A 15,513-nucleotide genomic window follows, 5' to 3' on the forward strand; every position below is an offset into this window, starting at 1 on the left:
TTTTGTACTCGCATCTGGAGGCGGCTCGATGCCCCCTGCCCGCTCGCCGTATCGCCCCAGGAAAACGCCCCGGCAGCAGCGCGCCTGGCAGACTCGCCAGCGCATCGAGGAGGCGGCGGCTCGCGTTTTCGCCCGCCATGGTTACGCCTCCGGGACGACCGACCGGATCGCGGAAGAGGCCGGACTCTCCGTCGGATCGCTGTACCAGTACTTCCCGAACAAAGATGCGATCTTGGCAGTGCTTGCACAGGCACATCTCGAGCAAATGGTCGAAACGGTGCGCGATGTGCTGACCGAGCAGCGCCCTCTCGCAGAGTGGCTTCCCGAGCTGACCCGGGCGCTGGTGCGTATTCATGCCGCCGACCCGCAGTTGCACCAGGTGCTGTTCGAGCAGGCGCCGAGACCGCCGGAGCTGCTGGCCCGGTTCCGTCAGGCCGAGGACGAGGCGGTGGCCTCAGTCGAGAGGCTGCTGCGCGCCGATCCCGATCTGACGCCGGCAGATCCCGGGTGTCAGGCTCGCTTCGTCGTGGCCACGATCGAGTCGCTCATCCACCGGTTCGTGGGCCGAGTGCCGGACTTCGACGCGGCGGATCTCGAGCGGGAGATCGTCATGATCGTGACGGGGTACCTGTATTGATCGCCTGTCGACGGACGACATGGGGACGGTAGCCTTCTACCTTGAGTAGAACACGGCAGGAGGGTCGCCGTGCAGCTCGGCAGCTTGGAGCGATCGGTCACGGAAGCCCTGTGGGAGCATCCGGACGGCATGTTCCCCCACGTGCTCGCAGCCGGGCTGCCGTCCCGACCGGCCACCACGACGGTGCTCACCGTCTTGATGCGGCTTTCCAACAAGGGCATGGTCTCCCCCGGGCGCGTCGGCCGGGCCACACCTCTACAAGGCCACCGCCGGCAAGGACGCCTTCGTCGTCGCTGCCGGTGGTTCGACCACCGTGGCGGACCGACGCGGCGGAGTGGCCGCGATAGCCTTCTACTTCAAGTAGAAAGCGGCGGGAGACGGCAGTGCAGCTCGGCAACCTCGAACGATCGATCATGGAAGCCCTGTGGGAGCAACCAGAGGGCGTGTTCGCCCATGTTCTCGCGGCGCGCCTGCCGTCTCAGCCCGCCATCACCACGGTGCTGACCGTACTGGTGCGGCTCTGCAACAAGGGCCTGGTCTCCCGCGAGCGCGTCGGCCGGGCACACCTCTACAAGGCCACCGCCGGCAAGGACGCCTTCGTCGCCGAGGCCATGCGCGCCGCCCTGGACGAAGCGGGCGACGTCGCGGCGGCCGTCCAGCGCTTCGTCGGTGCGGTCCCCCCGGAGGTCGCCGCCGCTCTGCGGGAGGCGCTGGGCGAGCGGGACGGATCCGCCCAGTGATCGCCTGGCTGGTCGCGGCCGGGTTCGCGCTGCTGCCGGTCACGCTGGGCGACCGGGCCGCCCGGAGGTTGGCCGGGGCGGCATGGGCGCACCACCATCCCCGCTCGGCGCTGGCATTGTGGCAGGCAATCGGGGCGGGCGCCGGGCTCGGCGCGGTGGGCCTCGGGCTGGTGGCCGCGGTCGCGCCGCTGCCCGCGCTCTTCCCGCACGGAGTGCACACGCTGGCGCGTCAGATCGCCGACGGTCGCGGGCTGGACGGGCTCGGGCCGGCGCAGTTGCTGGCGCTGGCGTGGTCGGGGAGCCTGCTGAGCTGGCTCCTCATTCACACGATCCGCGTCACTGCCAAGACGATCAAGGAGCGGCGCCGCCAGCGCCTGCTGGTCGACATGGTCGCCGATCACTCCCCTGCGCACGACGTCTATGTGCTGCCGGTAGGGGAACGCGTCGCCTATTGCGTACCGGGCCGGCGGCGGCGGATCGTGCTGAGCCGGGGCACCATGGACGTGCTGTCCGCCCAGGAGTTGCAGGCCGTTCTCGAACACGAGCGCGCGCATGCCCGGGGCCACCACGACCTGGCCCTGCTCGCCTTCGTGGCGTTGGAGCACGCGTTCCCGTGGGCCGCCTCCCCGCGGACGGCGCGGCAGGCGGTCGCCTTGCTGCTGGAGATGCTCGCCGATGATCACGCCAGCCGGGCGCAAGGGGAGCTGCCGCTGGCGCGCGCCCTGGTCAGGATGACGGCCTGCGAGCCCAGCCCGGGCCTCGGCTCGTTCGCCCTGGCCGATGCGGGTGTGGTCGAACGTCTGCGGCGGCTGCTCGGCGAACGCCGCCGGTCCCGCTGGGTGCCCTTGGCGGTCTACTCGACGGCCGGCCTGCTGCTCAGCGGCCCGATGGCTGTGCTGATCGCCCCGCTGGTCTGCATCACCTTGTGAAGGAATCGTCCCCTGAGCACCGCCTCGCCCCATGGACTCCCCCATACTTCTACGGAGCGTAGAAGAAGCTGGAGAGGGAGCAGGCGTGACGGCTGGATGGCTGAGGGTTTCATATAGCACGGTCGGCTCGTTCCTCACTGTCGCCACGCTCGTCATGCTCCCGGCGCACGCGGAGCCCAAGCCCACCGCCGAGCAACTCGGCCGGCTCCAGAAGGATTTCGATCGCGCAGCCGCCGGCCACAACGCCAACCTGGCCGCTCTGGCCGCCGCCCAGCGCGCGGAGAAGGAGGCCGCGACCGGCTGAGGACCGCGCAGGGCGACTACGACGCCACCCGCGAGCAGCTGGTCAAGCTGGTGGCGCTCGCCTACCAGACCACCGGTGAGCCAGAGCGTCCCGATGGGCGCCCAGGAACCGCACGCCGCCCTCCACGCGGCCGCGGCCCTGCAGGAGCAGGCGCAGAACCAGCAGGCGATCATCAGCCGGTACGCCACCGCCCGCGACGCGCGCCAGCGCGCCCAGGAGACCGCCACCGCGAGAACGCGTGAGCTGCGCGATCGCGGGACCCGGCTGCGCGCGGAACGACAGAGGGCCGACAAGCTCATCGCCCAGATCACCGACCGGATCGACCGCCTCATGGCCGCGCCGGGAGTGCGCAGGTCCGACGGCAGCTGGGTGCCGGAGCTGCCGTCGGGCGCCGACAACATCACCCCTCGCACCCGGATGGTGCGAGATCAGGTGAAACGCCGGTTCATGTTGCCCAGCATCGGGTGTTTTCCGCTCGCTTCAGGACGGCGGTGAGCATCCCCAGGGACGCGCCTGTGATTTCATGATCACGCGAGGCGGCACGTGGCCCTCCCCCGCCCAGTCGGCTCAGGGTGACGCCCTGGCGGCATGGGCGATCAGGAACGCCTCCCGCCTGGGCATCAAGTACGTGATCTACAAGCAGCGCATCTGGCAGGGCTCCAGCTGGAGAACCATGTCCGACCGCGGCGGCATCACCGGGACCACGTGCACATCTCGATGCAGTAGCGAACTCTTACAACCTCTGTATTCGACATGCGACAGAACTTCTGCTTGACGTAGAAGTTCGCAGGCGCGGCGCGGAGTCGCGCCCCGGGCCGCCATCACTGTCGAGATCGCCGGGCTCCCCGACGCCGGAACCGTCACGCGCTGGGGACTGCCGGTCGCCAGGCTCGGCGCCGACCTGTCCGCCGTGATGACAGTGGGCCTGCTGCTCATGGCGACCGTCCTGCTCCCCTCCACCAAGGGGCTGCTGTCCCCCGAGGCGCGGGGATATGCGCGCATGGCGTCGTGGGCCGCCCTGTCCTGGGCCGGGACGACCGCGCTGACCATGCTGTTCACGCTGTCGGATCTCCTGGCGGTGCCCGCCACGGGGCTGAGCGGCACAGTGATCGTCAGCTTCGTCACCACCGTCCCGCAAGGCACCATGCTGCCGCTGGTGCTGATCCTGGCGGGCTGCGTCGCGGGATACGCCAGAGGGGTGGTGAGCGCGCATGGCGCCGCCGGACTGCTCGCCGTCGCGCTGCTGACGCTGCTTCCGCCCGTACTGACCGGCCACTCGGCCAGCTGTTCTCCTCCTCGTACGGGCTGCCCATCCTGGCCAAGACGGCCACCTTGGTCATCCTGGGAGGGTTCGGCCGGCTTCACCGCCACCACACACTGGCAGCCCTGAACGCCGGCCGGCCACGGGCCTTCATCCGGCTCGCGGCCGGCGCTGTCGTGGTCATGGCCGCCGCCATCGGGCTGGCGGTGGCCCTGTCGCGGACCTCACCGCCGCCCACCGCGCTACCCGTCGACCTGGTTGGCGACCTGCTGGGATACGCGATGCCGCCCGAGCTCACCACCGCCCGCCTGGCCTCGCTGTGGCGCCTGGACCTCTTCTTCGCCCTGCTGACCCTCGCCGGCGCCGCCGGATACGCGGCGGGGGTCGTCCGGCTGCGCCGCAGAGGTGACTCCTGGCCTCTGGGGCGGTCGATCGCCTGGACGGTCGGGCTCGTCCTCATCGTCGTCTTCACGCAGATGGGGATCGCCGCTGAGACCGGCCGCCAGGCGCTACATCTACAGATGAACATCTGGTCAGATGCTTAAACTCTGTGCAATGAAACGACTACTCTTTGTATCAGGTGCCGTTGGTCAGGACCGGACCACCTGTTACACCGGGCTCCGCGGGCCCGGTGCGGACGCGCACAGGAAGGGGCTCTGTATGAGAACCGTCCACGTCACCACCGCCGCTCCGGCGCGGCCTGGAGCTACTGCCTGCGCAAACGCATCGCCCCTGGCACGGCCCCGACCGCGGCCGACGCGCGCGTGGCGGCGGCCCGCTGCGACAGCCGTGCTCATCGTGTTCACGTTGATCCCCACTTCAGCCGCCCCTGCCGACGCCGTCCGGGCGGGCGGCCGGTGCCGTGCACCCGGCTTGATCGCCCATCGCGGCTATCCCCTCCCGGGGTCGGAGAACACGCTCGCCTCGCTGCGGCGGGCGCTGGCCGCCGGCGCCCGGCAGATGGAGATCGACATCCGCTTCACCAAAGATCATCAGCCGGTGCTCATGCATGACGCCACGCTGAACCGCTCCACGAACGGCAACGGCTTGGTGGCCACCTCGACCCTGGCCCGGATGCGCACACTGCGTGGCGGTGACGGACTCGCGCCGCCCACCTTGGCGCAGGCGCTGGGCGTGCTCCGCGGCCGCGCCAACCTGGTGCTGATCGAGCTGAAAAGCGTGCCGGACGAGGCTGACAGCCAAGCGCTTGCTGCCGTCTATCGCCACTATCGCCCCTACCGCTGGACGGCGCTGACCTCGTTTCTCCCCGGTGCGCTGACACGAGTGTCCTTCCTGCCGGTCGCCCAGGGACTGGTGGCTCGCACCGCCCCCTCTCCCGCCCAGGCCCGGGGCTACGCGTTCGTCGCCGTCCGCCACGACCGGCTCTCCCGCTCACAAGTGCGCCAGTACCACTCCGCCGGAGTGCCCGTCTACGCATGGACCCCCAACACGCCCGCCGACTGGCGGCGCTTGGCCGGATATGGCGTCGACCGCATCATCACTGACCGAAGCGCCCAGTATTCGAGCTGGGCAAGCACCATATGCGCCCCCTGAATCGCCGGACGCGGCAATCCGCCCCCGCACAGCCACGCCGCGACCGTCGACGGTCCCGTCCCAAGCGTCCGGCCACGGCCGGTTCGCCCTGGTGATGGCCGTCATGCTGCACTACCAGGCCGTCGGCGAAGCGCGGTCAATCCGCCAGTTCCTCGAGGAGCCGGTCCATCTCCTCTTCGGTGTTGTAGTAGTGAACGGAGGCCCGCACCACCGATGCCAGGCCGCGATCGGTCATGTCCAGGAGCGTCGAAGGCGCGCGTGAGACGCTGACGTTGATCGATCGACCGGCCAACCGGTCTTTGATCTCATCGGCGGGCACTCCGTCGACAGTGAAGGTGACGATGCCGCACTGCTCAGTCCCTTGGTCACGGACCTGGCAGCCGGGGATCGCGGCCAGCCGTGCGCGCAGCAGGCCGGCAAGGGCGTAGACGCGGTCACGGTATGGGCCAGGCCCCAGCCGAGCGCCTCGTCGATGGCCGAGCCGGGCGGCCACACCGTACTCCCAGTTCTCGAACCTGCGCGCCCCCGGCTGCACCTCATAGCGACCCGAAGCGACCCAGCGAGCGCCGTGCAGGTCGGGATATGCGTGATCGAGATGAGCCGGACACGATCGTCGATCATCTCGCGCAGGGCCTCGACGGAGATCTGGCCGAGCCCGTCGTTGGGCACCACGTCCACCTGGACCCCGAAGCGCGCTGCTCCGCGGTGAGCTGTTCACGCTCGCGGCTTCGTCGTGGCGGCCGCGGCGACGATCGTGCTGGTCATGCCGCCCTCGATCGATCCCGCCGCCACCGCGGCGACGCAGACGTCATCAGGCCCTCTCACGGCGGCGGACCGTGACCTGCTCATCAAAGTGCGGCAGGCGGGCCTGTGGGAGATGCCCGTAGGCGAGTACGCCGAGTCGCAGCGCGCCAAGGAGGTCGGCAGGCAGATCATGAACGAACACGCGAAGCTGGACCTGATGACCCGCCAGACCGCGAAGAAGCTGGGCGTCGCGCTGCCCGGCGACATGACCTACCCGGAATCCACCGGCCTGGTGGACCATGACCAACTGCCGGAACCTCCGACGCCCTCACCCGCCACGCCCCGCGCTGTGCCGGTCGAAACGGGGGGACAGAAATAAGGAGACAATCACCGAAGCGACTGGGCGGCGTCGGCCAGGCCTGCGGCGGGGTCGCTCAGCTGATTCCCTGCCGCAAGCCCCGGCCGGCCCGCTGACATCGCGTCCGGGGCAGCCTCGACCCTCGTCAGGGCTGGTGGACGGTCGTGAAGTCCTTGCCGCCGTTCATCGACTCGTAGACCGTGCCGTCCATGGCGGCGGCCAGGAGACGCTCGGCGGATACGGCGGTGAAGGCGACGGCCTGCATGGGCAGGCGCCCGGCCGGCTGCCAGGTCGCTCCTCGGTCGGCACTGACCTGCACCTGGCCGCCCGGGTCGACGCCGACCAGCCGATCCTTGCCGACGACGTCCAGGAACGACAGCAGCGGGGCTCCCTTCAGCGCTTCGAAGGATTTGCCGGAGTCGCCGCTGACCTTCACACCGTCGGGCGTCGTGGCGTAGAGGCGATCGGGCGCGTCGGCGCCGGCGGCGAGGTCGAGCAGGTCAAGCCGGGCGGCCGGCTCGAGGTCGGCTCCCTGCCCGCGCCAGATCTGGCCGGTCTGGCTGTCGTACCCGTAGGCCGTCTTCCCCGCGACCTGCAAGGCATGGAAGTCGGCCTTGCCCGCCAGCGCCACCTGCTCCCAGGTGAGGCCGGAGTCGGTGGAGCGGATCAGCCCGAGGTGCGGCGGCTCGCCGGCGGTGACGTCATCCGCGGCGGGGTGCCCGCTGGCGTAGAAGGTCTTCGGGCCGGCGACCGTGAAACCCATGTGGTCGGCGTCCCGGTCCCCCACCCTGACCAGCTTCCCGTTCTCCAGGGTGAACAGGCCGAAGTGGCCCGCGACGTAGGTCTTGCCGGTCGCGGGGTCCACCCCCAGGCCGTGAACGTGCCCGACGCCCACGTCCGAGGGACGGGCGGAAGGGGTGGCGGCCGGTTCGCCGGCACCGCACGCCGTCAGGCCGATGGCCAGGGCAAGCGCCAGCCCCAGTTTCTTGATCATCGCGCGGGTCCTTTCAGGCCTGGTAGCCGAGCAGGCTCATCATCCCGGCCTCGGCGTGGTAGACGTTGTGGCAGTGGATCATCCACAGGCCGGGATTGTCGGCGTCGAAGTCGACGTCGAGGGTCGCGCCCGGGAGCACGATCGCGGTGTCCTTCCTGAGGCCGGTCCGCGCCAGGGCGAAGGTGTGGCCGTGCAGGTGCATGGGGTGCCACATCAGGCTCTGGTTGACGAACGACAGCCTGACCCGCTCCCCGGACCTGATCGGCTCGATGATCTTCGGGTCGTATTTCCTGCCGTTGATGGCCCAGTCGTACTTGGCCATGGTTCCGGTGAGGTTCAGAGTGATCGTCCGATCTGCGGCCCGCTGCGGCAGCCGTACGTCCTGCGCGGGTTTCAGCTGGTCATAGCCGACGATGCGGCTGTTCAGCTCGTCGGGCCGGGCATCGGCCTGCGGGGTTCTGGCGCTCTTGGCGGTGCGAACCAGGGCACGGGCCAGCCCCCGCTTGCCTTCCGCCAGCGCGACCAGGGGAAAGGCGCCGTCCTTCAGGGTGACCAGCACGTCGTAGCGTTCGCCCATGCCGAGCAGCAGCGCGTCGGTCTCCACCGGCTCCACCGGGAAGCCGTCGGCGTGGGTGACGGTCAGCCGGTGGCCGCCCAGCGCCACCCGGAACGCGGTGTCGCCACCCGCGTTGATCAACCTGATGCGCACCCGGACACCCGGCTTGGCGGTGAACGTCTCCGGAGCGGCGGCCACCCGCCCGTTGATCAGGAAATGCGGGTAGTAGACGTCGCCGGCGTCTCCGCCGAGCAGGTCGCTCTCGGCGTTCATCATCATGTGCGGCCACTTCGCCGACGCGGTCGGCGTGGGCGTGGGCATGGCCATGCCGCCGTGGCCGTCGTGTCCGCCACCGCCGGTCGTCATGCCCGCCATCGCGGTCAGCTCCGCCAGCACGTCGTCGGGGGTGCCGGTCACGCCGTCCATCCAGTCATCCAGGACGACGACCCATTCCTCGTCGTAGCCGAGCGGCTCGGCCGGGTCCTCGACGATCAGCGGCGCGTAAAGGCCGCAGTCGAGCTGCGTGCCATGGTGCGGATGGAACCAGTAGGTCCCCGGATGGGCGGCGGTGAACTCGTAGAGGTGCTCGCCGCCGGACGGAACGGGCTGTTGGGTCACGCCCGGCACGCCGTCGGCGTCGTTGCGCAACGCCAGGCCGTGCCAGTGCACGGTCGTCTCCTTCGGCAGCCGGTTGACGAGCCTGGCCCGGACCACCTCCCCGTTGGCGACGCGGATCACCTGGCCAGGCAGGCGATCGCCGTACAGCCAGGTCCGCACGGTCGGCCCGCCGAGGTCGGCTCGCCCCTCATGGGCGAGGAGCCGGAACTCCCGTACGGAGCCAGGACGCCGGGCGGCTTCGGCGGCCCGCACCTGCGCCCCACCAGGCTGAACAAAAGTGGTGCTCTCGCTCGTCGAGCACGCCGACAACACGGCTCCTCCCACGGCGGCCACGCCGGCACGCAGGAAGAACCGTCGATCGATGGATGTCATGAATCGCTCACGGTTCGAAACGGACGGGAATCCTTGACGCCGGGCTCAGCCCGGCCCAGAGGACTCCTATGTCCGCAGAACCGCTACGCGTCGGAGAGAAAGCGCGTACGGCAGCGGCGACCCGCGCACCGCGGGCAGTTCCCTCGGGCGATGCGCGCCCGAGCGACCGATGGCATTCGGCCGGCCGAGGCCGAACAGGGCCAGCACGAACACGACGACCACCGCGGCCAGCGCGGCCAGGCACAACACGACAGGACCGTGATCGGAGCCGACGGACGACCCGTGGCCTGCGCTCATGCCAGGATGATCGTCACCCGACGCGGAGGCGCAGGCGCCGACCGCGGTGTGAGCGGCCGCGCAGAAGTGTGCGGTGGCGTAACTGAGCCCGACGCCCAGCAGGACGGCGGCCACGAGCACGAGTTTCGGCAGCACCGCGGCGAACGCGTTTCTCCCGCTCACGACTCATCCCACCAGACAGACACGGCTTCACCTTACCGGCACGAGGTATCGCCCTACGTCTGGCCTCGGCAGGAAGATGCCGGCGGCACTGCCAGAGGAGCTCAGCCGCAGGGCGCCCATGGTCACCTGGAGCGCACCGAGGGCGGCCAGGCCGTACGCCTAGTGGCTCGTCTCGCCCGCGGCTACGGCGGTCGCGGGGGCGTACGGGTCATCCGCGGAAGGCACCCCGTGGGAGAGCAGCACGAAGGGTCATGGCCAGCGCGCTCCAGGCCGGCCTCGTCACCGCCGCGTTCCCCCCGATCACCCCTGGCTCCCAGACGATCACACGGTATTCGTCGTGACCTAAGACGGATGAAAAGCTGACCGACAACAGTCGCGTGGCCGTATCCGCGAGGTTCCGCGCATGGTCCAGATCGCGCCTGCCCTGTTCGCCTCCCGGACGCCCTGCGCGACATCAGCCAACAAATCGGACGCTCTTGACACGGCATCCAGGCGACGCCATAACTTGATTATATGAAAGAGTCTTCAGATGAGCGCGTGTTGAAGATGGACGGCTGTGCTGTCAAGGTGGTCGACGCGGACAGGGTGTCCGCCGTCTGCGAGCGCATGCCTGCCGCCGAGGATCTGACCGACACTGCCGACATCTTCGGCCTGCTGTCCGACCCGAACCGGCTGCGACTGCTGGTGGCGCTGCTGGACGGCGAGCTGTGCGTGTGCGACCTGGCCGCGGTGACCGGCCAGAGCGAGTCGGCCGTCTCCCACGCGCTGCGACTGCTGCGCGCGCACCGCATCGTCGCCGCGCGCCGATCCGGCCGGATGGCCTACTACCGCCTGGAAGACCCGCACGTACGCATGCTGCTCGACCTGGCGCTCGCCCACACCGAGCACACCGACGCCATCCACCCCGAACGCGACGGAAACACCTGATGGGCGCCGGGCACGGGCACGGTCACGCGGGCAGCCGGCACCGCCGGCGCCTCGGTGTCTCCTTCGCGCTCATCGGCTCCTTCTTCATCGTCGAGCTCGCCTACGGCCTGATCTCCGGCTCGCTGGCACTGATGTCCGACGCCGGACACATGGCCGCCGACGTTGTCACCCTCGGCGCGGCCCTGATCGCCACCAGAATCGCCACCCGCCGGGACACCACGGGCCGCCGCAGTTACGGCTCCTACCGGGCCGAGGTGTTCGCGTCCCTGCTGGCCGTCGTGCTGATGCTGGGCGTCGCCCTCTACGTGGTCGCCGAAGCCATCGGCCGGATCGGCGGGCCGGCCGAGGTCTCCTCCGGCCCGATGCTCGTCGTCGGCGCCATCGGCCTGATCGTCAACCTCATCGCCCTGCTACTGCTGCGCTCAGGCGCCAGCGAGAGCCTCAACGTCAAGGGCGCCTATCTCGAAGTCGTCGCCGACACCGCCGGATCCGTCGGCGTCATCATCGCGGGCTGGCTCGTCGCCGCCACCGGCCAGACGTTCTGGGACACCGTCGTCGCCCTGGCCATCGGCGTCTTCGTCGCCGTACGCGCCATCTCCCTGGGCCGTCAGGTCTTCGCCGTGCTCGGCCAGCACGTGCCCGAAGGCATGGACGCCACCACGGTCGCACACGACCTGGCCGCGATCGACGGCGTGCGCGACGTACACGACCTGCACCTGTGGACCCTCACCTCCGGCATGAACGTCGCCACCGCCCACCTCGTCACCGCCGACCAGAACGACAATCACGCCGTCCTGGACCAGGCCCGTGACGTGCTGCTGCGCCGCCACGGCGTCGCCCACGCCACCCTCCAGGTCGAACCCGCCAACCACAAGGGCTGCGACGAACTCGGCTGGTAACCGACTGCCGAGGCCCGGCCCGTCAGAAACGAAGGAGCGCGGAGCCCTGTCTCGCCTCGATCATCGGGCTTAACCGCCTCTTATGTGACTCCTGACACTCTTCGAGAGCATCGGGACTTAGGGAGATGGCGGATGAACGCGAGCGAGCCCCATCAGCAGGGGACCAGCGGGTGGAGTCAGTTCGGCAGTGCACCGCCGGTGGCCGGGGGCTTCCCCCGACGCGACACGATCGTCATGGAGCAGCCGCCACCGCCGCCACCTCCCGTGAATGAGCCCGGTTCCGGCGCCGGCCGAAGGGCCGTCGCCGCGCTGGCCCTGGCCGCCATGGCCATCGGCGGCGGCGTTGTGGGCGCCGTCGTTGTCAGCACGTTCCGGGCCGAGCCGGTGGCCACCGCCGGCGCGCCGAGCCCAGTCTTCAAGTCGGCCGCCGACCAGCTCACGGTGGCCGAGGTCGCGGCCAAGGTGCAGCCGACCGTCGTGATGATCCAGGGCCAGAGCGGCGAGGGCTCCGGAGTGGTGCTGTCGCCGGACGGGCTCATCCTCACCAACAACCACGTGGTCGAAGGGGCCGGCCAGGGCGGCGGGCAGATGACCGTCAAGTTCAGCGACGGCAAGACGGCCAAGGCCGGCGTCGTCGGCACCGACCCGGCCACCGACCTCGCCGTCATCAGGGCCGAAGGCGTCTCCGGGCTGGCCAAGGCCACCCTCGGCGACAGCGGCGCGCTCAAGGTCGGCGACCCGGTGCTGGCCATCGGAAGCCCGCTCGGGCTGGACGGATCGGTTACGGCGGGCATCGTCAGCGCGCTCGACCGTACCCTCACCACCGGTCCTGACCAACGGCAGCAGATCCCGCCGGGCTTGGGCCAGGAGCAGCAGCAGAGCGCCGGGACCACGATCGGCGGCGCCATCCAGACCGACGCCGCCATCAACCCCGGCAACTCCGGCGGCGCGCTGGTGAACGCCACCGGCGAGCTGATCGGCATCAACACCGCGATCGCCTCGAACGCGGCGGGCGGCGGCGTCGGCTTCGCCATCCCGGTCAACACCGCCAAGCAGGTCTCCGAGCAGCTCATCAGCAACGGCAAGGTCAGCCACGCGTTCCTCGGCGTGAGCGTCACCGACGCGACCGGCGACGTTCCCGGCGCCCTGATCGGGCAGATCACCGCGGGGAGCCCGGCGGACAAGGCGGGCCTGAAGCAGGGGGACCTGATCACCAAGATCGGCGACACGACGGTCGACGCAGGGGAAACGGTGGTCGGACAGGTGAGAGGTTTCAAACCGGGCCAACAGGTCAAGATCACGTACATGAGGGACGGCAAGCTCAGCGAGGTCACCGTTGCCCTCCAAGAGAAGAGGTAGCGGGACTCCCCCAAGTCCGCCATCAGGAGAGGCGCCGGCTCACTCTCGCGCGCTACCACCGCGGTCCACACCGCCAGCGCCACCCGGTTGGCGCTGGCGGGTTGTCGTCCCCCGACACTGACCGGGTCACCTTCACCATCACCCTGCACACCGCCCGCGATCAGTCCTCCGATCGCCAAACGCGATCTCCAGGCAAACGGCCAAGCGCCAGGTCGACCGCCCGACCGTTCGAGGACTGACGGGTGTTGACGATCGGCTTCCCGCGGAGCCACCTGATGCCGGGCATCGGCCCGCGAGCATGCTCGTGTGGGGGCGGCCCATGCTGGTGTGGGGCCGTGCCGGGAAGCCGGGCCGGCCCATGCTGGTGTGGGGCCGTGCCGGGAAGCCGGGCGGCGGCGAGCACGTCCTCGGTCACCGTCGCCGGGCGACCGCCGACACGGCCAGCGGCGCGGGGGTGTCCAGGCCCTCCAGGGCGCGCTCCTGGATCAGGCCGCGTCCTGCCGCCGCCCGGCCAGGCGCGCGAAGGTGGCCTGGCCACCACATTCACCGTTGCCTGGTCAGCGGTCTGACGGATCCTCAACAGATCCTCAACGCGACCGATCTACCCTCGTCCCATACCGATCGAGATGGGAAGTGGTCATGGGCAGGCTTTCGCGGTTCGGGCTCGTCGCCGCAGGCGTGGTGGTGGGCGGCGCGCTCGCCTGGGGCGGGGTCGCGGCGGCGGGCCGGCTGTCGGGGCCCGCGGTCACCGTCGTGAAGGAGAGCAGGCAGGTCCCCAAAGGTTATCTCTCCACAAACGTGGTGTGCCCGCCGGAGCAGCGCGCCATCGGCGGCGGCTATGCCTACCACGGAGACCACGACCTGGAGAATCCTGTGACCGTCGAGGTGAACGCGCCCGAGACCACCAGCGACAAGCCGGGGAGCGTGGCCGACGCCTGGGGTCTGTTCTTCCTCAACCCCAAGAGCAAGACGATCACCGTCGAGGTTTCGGTGATTTGCGTCCCCATCGGCTAGCCCCGATGCCGATCGGAGCCAGTGATCCCCCGCTGATCGGCCCGGCCGGCCAGGTAACCCGCTGCTCGAGATCCGGGCCGGCAGCCAGGGTTTCGGTGCGAGCGGCCGCGTACCGCTCTGCGAGTGTTGCGCGGGCTGCGGCGGTCAAGGAGGCACGGATCGGGTACGGGCGCCGGCGGTTCACACGAGTTTCACCTCGTAAGAGTCCTGTCAGCGCCGTCGCGGACGTCCGGACTCTCCCGGGCATGGGAGGGCCTCGGCCTGCCGCGTCCGTGCGCGGCCCTCACGATGGATCTCCAGGTCAGCACGTGCCTTGATGTGGACGGCATCCGCACAGAGGAAGGTGGGCCCGGAAGGGATGCACACCTGGTTCGACGAGGGCAACCGCGGTGGGGAGACTCTTGTACACGTGACAGGACCTGAGCCACGGCGGCGCTCCCAAACCCGCGCGTGTCATCGCCACTCCCGCAGCGGGGACCTTCAACCACCCACCGGGGAGGACGTCGTGGCGGTCACGATCGATGTCGCCGCTCAGGTCACCACGGAGTGTCCGTTCGAGGGCCGGCCGCTGAGACGACGTGCCTTCAAGGCGAGGTGCAGGTGGGAGCGCACCAGCCCGTCGCGAAGATCCGCCCCGAGGGTCGTGGCTATCCGGTCGAGCCGGTAGTACACCGTGGTGCGGTGCAGATGCAGCGACGCCGCCGTGCGCTGAACGTCACAGCCGGCATCGAGGTACGTCTCCAGGGTCCGCAGAAGCTCTTCATCCTCTTTCAGCGGGACGAGCACGGGATCGGCCCCCGGCGCGACGGGAAGCAACATGCGGTACGGCCCGGCGCCCGACCACGGCAGAACCCGCGGCAAGGCCGGATCCAGCGCGGCCACCCCGGCCGCCGCCCTGGCTTGTCCATACGCGTCGCGCACCGCACGAACTTCGAAGGGCACTGGGTCACCGATCCCGATGGCGAAGGGACGACGGGCGACCTTGCGCAGCGCCTCGTCCAAGGCCGTGGGACCGCTCGGACCGGACAGGAGCAGGGCGATCACGTGCGTGGGAGTGACGAAGCAAGGAAGCACCCGCGGTAGAGCCGTGCCGAGGCGCTCCAGCTCGGTGGCGGACAAGGCGGGCACCCGCTCGCGGTGGCGTCCCATCGGCACGCCGGCGCAGATGAGGACCTCGGAGGAGAGCAGCGACGGCTCGAGCGCAGCCAGCCGATCACGGGCTCCTTCCCCGGTTCGGTCCGGATCGAGCAACCAGCGGATCAGGCCCTCACGCTCGTCGCCCCGCCCTGCCAGGGCCCGGGCCAGTTCGGCGGCGGCACCCTGCAGCGCGCCGAGCGCGGTCTCGTCGAGCGCCTTACCGTCCGCGGGGATCCACAGATAGCCGAGGCACCGCCCATCACGCCGGATGGGGACGCAGAAGCGAGCCCGTATGCCGAGCTCATCGTTCGGGGGCAGGCGGACGACCTCCGTGGCCTTGGAGATCCCGTACCGGTTCTGCCACTCACGAATCTCAGGCGGGACCCGGCGCGACATGACCGAGGCGACGCGGGCCGGGTCCGCGTGCGCGTCCTGCTTGCTGTAGCCGAGCAGCCGCCCATCCGTCGAGTCGACGAACAGTCCGCAGCCCAGCCGCTGAGCGAGGTCTTCCAGCAGGTCTTGAAGATCCATGCATGACTCTCCCCCCACCGTGCGACAAATGTCGAGACCGGCACGGCACGATCTCGGCGTCGATCCGATGTGCCGGCCGCCCGTCGCTGCTTACCGTCGAACCGCACGAGCCCGAACCGG

General features: G+C 70.0%; 18 protein-coding genes and 2 pseudogenes. 15 read left to right on the forward strand and 5 right to left on the reverse strand.

The window, feature by feature from the left end; genetic code table 11:
- The first annotated feature begins 28 nt into the window (after nt 1-28).
- The 10 genes and pseudogenes from H4W80_RS11390 (at nt 29) to H4W80_RS11425 (ending at nt 5,425) form a co-directional block, all read left to right on the forward strand.
- Nucleotides 29-637 (forward strand): TetR/AcrR family transcriptional regulator, encoded by a 609-nt coding sequence (locus tag H4W80_RS11390; RefSeq protein ID WP_192785065.1) that lies wholly within the window; start codon nt 29-31, stop codon nt 635-637.
- Between the two features lie 129 nt (nt 638-766).
- Nucleotides 767-829, forward strand: a pseudogene (locus H4W80_RS64475) (hypothetical protein); the annotation flags it as partial.
- 191 nt (nt 830-1,020) lie between these two features.
- The gene (locus H4W80_RS11395) at nt 1,021-1,377 is read left to right on the forward strand and encodes a BlaI/MecI/CopY family transcriptional regulator (RefSeq protein WP_192785066.1); all 357 of its coding nucleotides are present in this window, start codon (nt 1,021-1,023) and stop codon (nt 1,375-1,377) included.
- Nucleotides 1,374-2,306 (forward strand): M56 family metallopeptidase, encoded by a 933-nt coding sequence (locus H4W80_RS63540; protein ID WP_192785067.1) that lies wholly within the window; start codon nt 1,374-1,376, stop codon nt 2,304-2,306. The genes H4W80_RS11395 and H4W80_RS63540 overlap by 4 nt, the downstream gene beginning before the upstream one ends.
- Nucleotides 2,307-2,391: 85 nt before the next feature.
- Nucleotides 2,392-2,610: a hypothetical protein gene (locus H4W80_RS11405; RefSeq protein ID WP_192785068.1), complete on the forward strand. Its 219-nt coding sequence runs from the start codon at nt 2,392-2,394 to the stop codon at nt 2,608-2,610.
- 75 nt (nt 2,611-2,685) lie between these two features.
- Nucleotides 2,686-3,105, forward strand: a complete 420-nt coding sequence (locus tag H4W80_RS11410) for a hypothetical protein (protein ID WP_192785069.1) — start codon at nt 2,686-2,688, stop codon at nt 3,103-3,105.
- 22 nt (nt 3,106-3,127) lie between these two features.
- Nucleotides 3,128-3,385, forward strand: a pseudogene (locus tag H4W80_RS64905) (VldE C-terminal domain-containing protein); the annotation flags it as partial.
- A gap of 135 nt (nt 3,386-3,520) precedes the next feature.
- A complete protein-coding gene (locus tag H4W80_RS11415; RefSeq protein ID WP_192785070.1) occupies nt 3,521-4,000 on the forward strand; it encodes a hypothetical protein in 480 nt (159 codons plus the stop codon).
- Nucleotides 4,001-4,053: 53 nt separating this feature from the next.
- A complete protein-coding gene (locus tag H4W80_RS11420; RefSeq protein ID WP_192785071.1) occupies nt 4,054-4,416 on the forward strand; it encodes a cytochrome c oxidase assembly protein in 363 nt (120 codons plus the stop codon).
- Between the two features lie 253 nt (nt 4,417-4,669).
- The gene (locus H4W80_RS11425; RefSeq protein WP_192785072.1) at nt 4,670-5,425 is read left to right on the forward strand and encodes a glycerophosphodiester phosphodiesterase; all 756 of its coding nucleotides are present in this window, start codon (nt 4,670-4,672) and stop codon (nt 5,423-5,425) included.
- 136 nt (nt 5,426-5,561) lie between these two features.
- On the opposite strand, the gene H4W80_RS11430 is transcribed toward H4W80_RS11425, so the two are convergent.
- The gene (locus H4W80_RS11430; protein WP_192785073.1) at nt 5,562-5,918 is read right to left on the reverse strand and encodes an aminotransferase class V-fold PLP-dependent enzyme; all 357 of its coding nucleotides are present in this window, start codon (nt 5,916-5,918) and stop codon (nt 5,562-5,564) included.
- A 240-nt stretch (nt 5,919-6,158) separates the two neighbouring features.
- On the opposite strand from H4W80_RS11430, the gene H4W80_RS11435 reads away from it, so the two are divergent.
- The gene (locus H4W80_RS11435; RefSeq protein WP_318786811.1) at nt 6,159-6,548 is read left to right on the forward strand and encodes a hypothetical protein; all 390 of its coding nucleotides are present in this window, start codon (nt 6,159-6,161) and stop codon (nt 6,546-6,548) included.
- 124 nt (nt 6,549-6,672) lie between these two features.
- On the opposite strand, the gene H4W80_RS11440 is transcribed toward H4W80_RS11435, so the two are convergent.
- The 3 genes from H4W80_RS11440 to H4W80_RS11450 all read right to left on the reverse strand — a co-directional run bounded on the left by H4W80_RS11440 (nt 6,673) and on the right by H4W80_RS11450 (nt 9,526).
- The gene (locus tag H4W80_RS11440; RefSeq protein ID WP_192785075.1) at nt 6,673-7,521 is read right to left on the reverse strand and encodes a F510_1955 family glycosylhydrolase; all 849 of its coding nucleotides are present in this window, start codon (nt 7,519-7,521) and stop codon (nt 6,673-6,675) included.
- A 13-nt stretch (nt 7,522-7,534) separates the two neighbouring features.
- Nucleotides 7,535-9,067 (reverse strand): multicopper oxidase family protein, encoded by a 1,533-nt coding sequence (locus H4W80_RS11445; RefSeq protein WP_192785076.1) that lies wholly within the window; start codon nt 9,065-9,067, stop codon nt 7,535-7,537.
- Between the two features lie 66 nt (nt 9,068-9,133).
- Entirely contained in the window at nt 9,134-9,526 is a 393-nt protein-coding gene (locus H4W80_RS11450; RefSeq protein WP_192785077.1) for a hypothetical protein, read from the reverse strand.
- A 513-nt stretch (nt 9,527-10,039) separates the two neighbouring features.
- On the opposite strand from H4W80_RS11450, the gene H4W80_RS11455 reads away from it, so the two are divergent.
- The 4 genes from H4W80_RS11455 (at nt 10,040) to H4W80_RS11470 (ending at nt 13,725) form a co-directional block, all read left to right on the forward strand.
- Entirely contained in the window at nt 10,040-10,453 is a 414-nt protein-coding gene (locus H4W80_RS11455) for an ArsR/SmtB family transcription factor (protein ID WP_192785078.1), read from the forward strand.
- Entirely contained in the window at nt 10,453-11,352 is a 900-nt protein-coding gene (locus H4W80_RS11460) for a cation diffusion facilitator family transporter (protein ID WP_192785079.1), read from the forward strand. The genes H4W80_RS11455 and H4W80_RS11460 overlap by 1 nt, the downstream gene beginning before the upstream one ends.
- 132 nt (nt 11,353-11,484) lie before the next feature.
- Complete coding sequence (locus H4W80_RS11465; protein ID WP_192785080.1) at nt 11,485-12,711, forward strand: S1C family serine protease; 1,227 nt, start codon at nt 11,485-11,487, stop codon at nt 12,709-12,711.
- 639 nt (nt 12,712-13,350) lie between these two features.
- Nucleotides 13,351-13,725, forward strand: coding sequence for a hypothetical protein (locus tag H4W80_RS11470; RefSeq protein WP_192785081.1), 375 nt, complete (start codon nt 13,351-13,353; stop codon nt 13,723-13,725).
- A gap of 531 nt (nt 13,726-14,256) precedes the next feature.
- Here H4W80_RS11470 and H4W80_RS11475 read toward each other — a convergent pair.
- Nucleotides 14,257-15,393 (reverse strand): PucR family transcriptional regulator, encoded by a 1,137-nt coding sequence (locus H4W80_RS11475; RefSeq protein WP_192785082.1) that lies wholly within the window; start codon nt 15,391-15,393, stop codon nt 14,257-14,259.
- Nucleotides 15,394-15,513 lie beyond the last annotated feature (120 nt).

The organism is Nonomuraea angiospora, assembly GCF_014873145.1.
GTDB lineage: Bacteria > Actinomycetota > Actinomycetes > Streptosporangiales > Streptosporangiaceae > Nonomuraea > Nonomuraea angiospora.

What these genes read in the sequence shown, in the direction of transcription:
- H4W80_RS11475 (WP_192785082.1), bottom strand. Translation starts at nt 15,393, where the DNA reads ATGGATCTTCAAGACCTGCTGGAAGACCTCGCTCAGCGGCTGGGCTGC.
- H4W80_RS11460 (WP_192785079.1), top strand. Translation starts at nt 10,453, where the DNA reads ATGGGCGCCGGGCACGGGCACGGTCACGCGGGCAGCCGGCACCGCCGG.
- H4W80_RS11445 (WP_192785076.1), bottom strand. Translation starts at nt 9,067, where the DNA reads ATGACATCCATCGATCGACGGTTCTTCCTGCGTGCCGGCGTGGCCGCC.
- H4W80_RS11455 (WP_192785078.1), top strand. Translation starts at nt 10,040, where the DNA reads ATGAAAGAGTCTTCAGATGAGCGCGTGTTGAAGATGGACGGCTGTGCT.
- H4W80_RS11390 (WP_192785065.1), top strand. Translation starts at nt 29, where the DNA reads ATGCCCCCTGCCCGCTCGCCGTATCGCCCCAGGAAAACGCCCCGGCAG.
- H4W80_RS11440 (WP_192785075.1), bottom strand. Translation starts at nt 7,521, where the DNA reads ATGATCAAGAAACTGGGGCTGGCGCTTGCCCTGGCCATCGGCCTGACG.
- H4W80_RS11470 (WP_192785081.1), top strand. Translation starts at nt 13,351, where the DNA reads ATGGGCAGGCTTTCGCGGTTCGGGCTCGTCGCCGCAGGCGTGGTGGTG.
- H4W80_RS11420 (WP_192785071.1), top strand. Translation starts at nt 4,054, where the DNA reads ATGGCCGCCGCCATCGGGCTGGCGGTGGCCCTGTCGCGGACCTCACCG.
- H4W80_RS11465 (WP_192785080.1), top strand. Translation starts at nt 11,485, where the DNA reads ATGAACGCGAGCGAGCCCCATCAGCAGGGGACCAGCGGGTGGAGTCAG.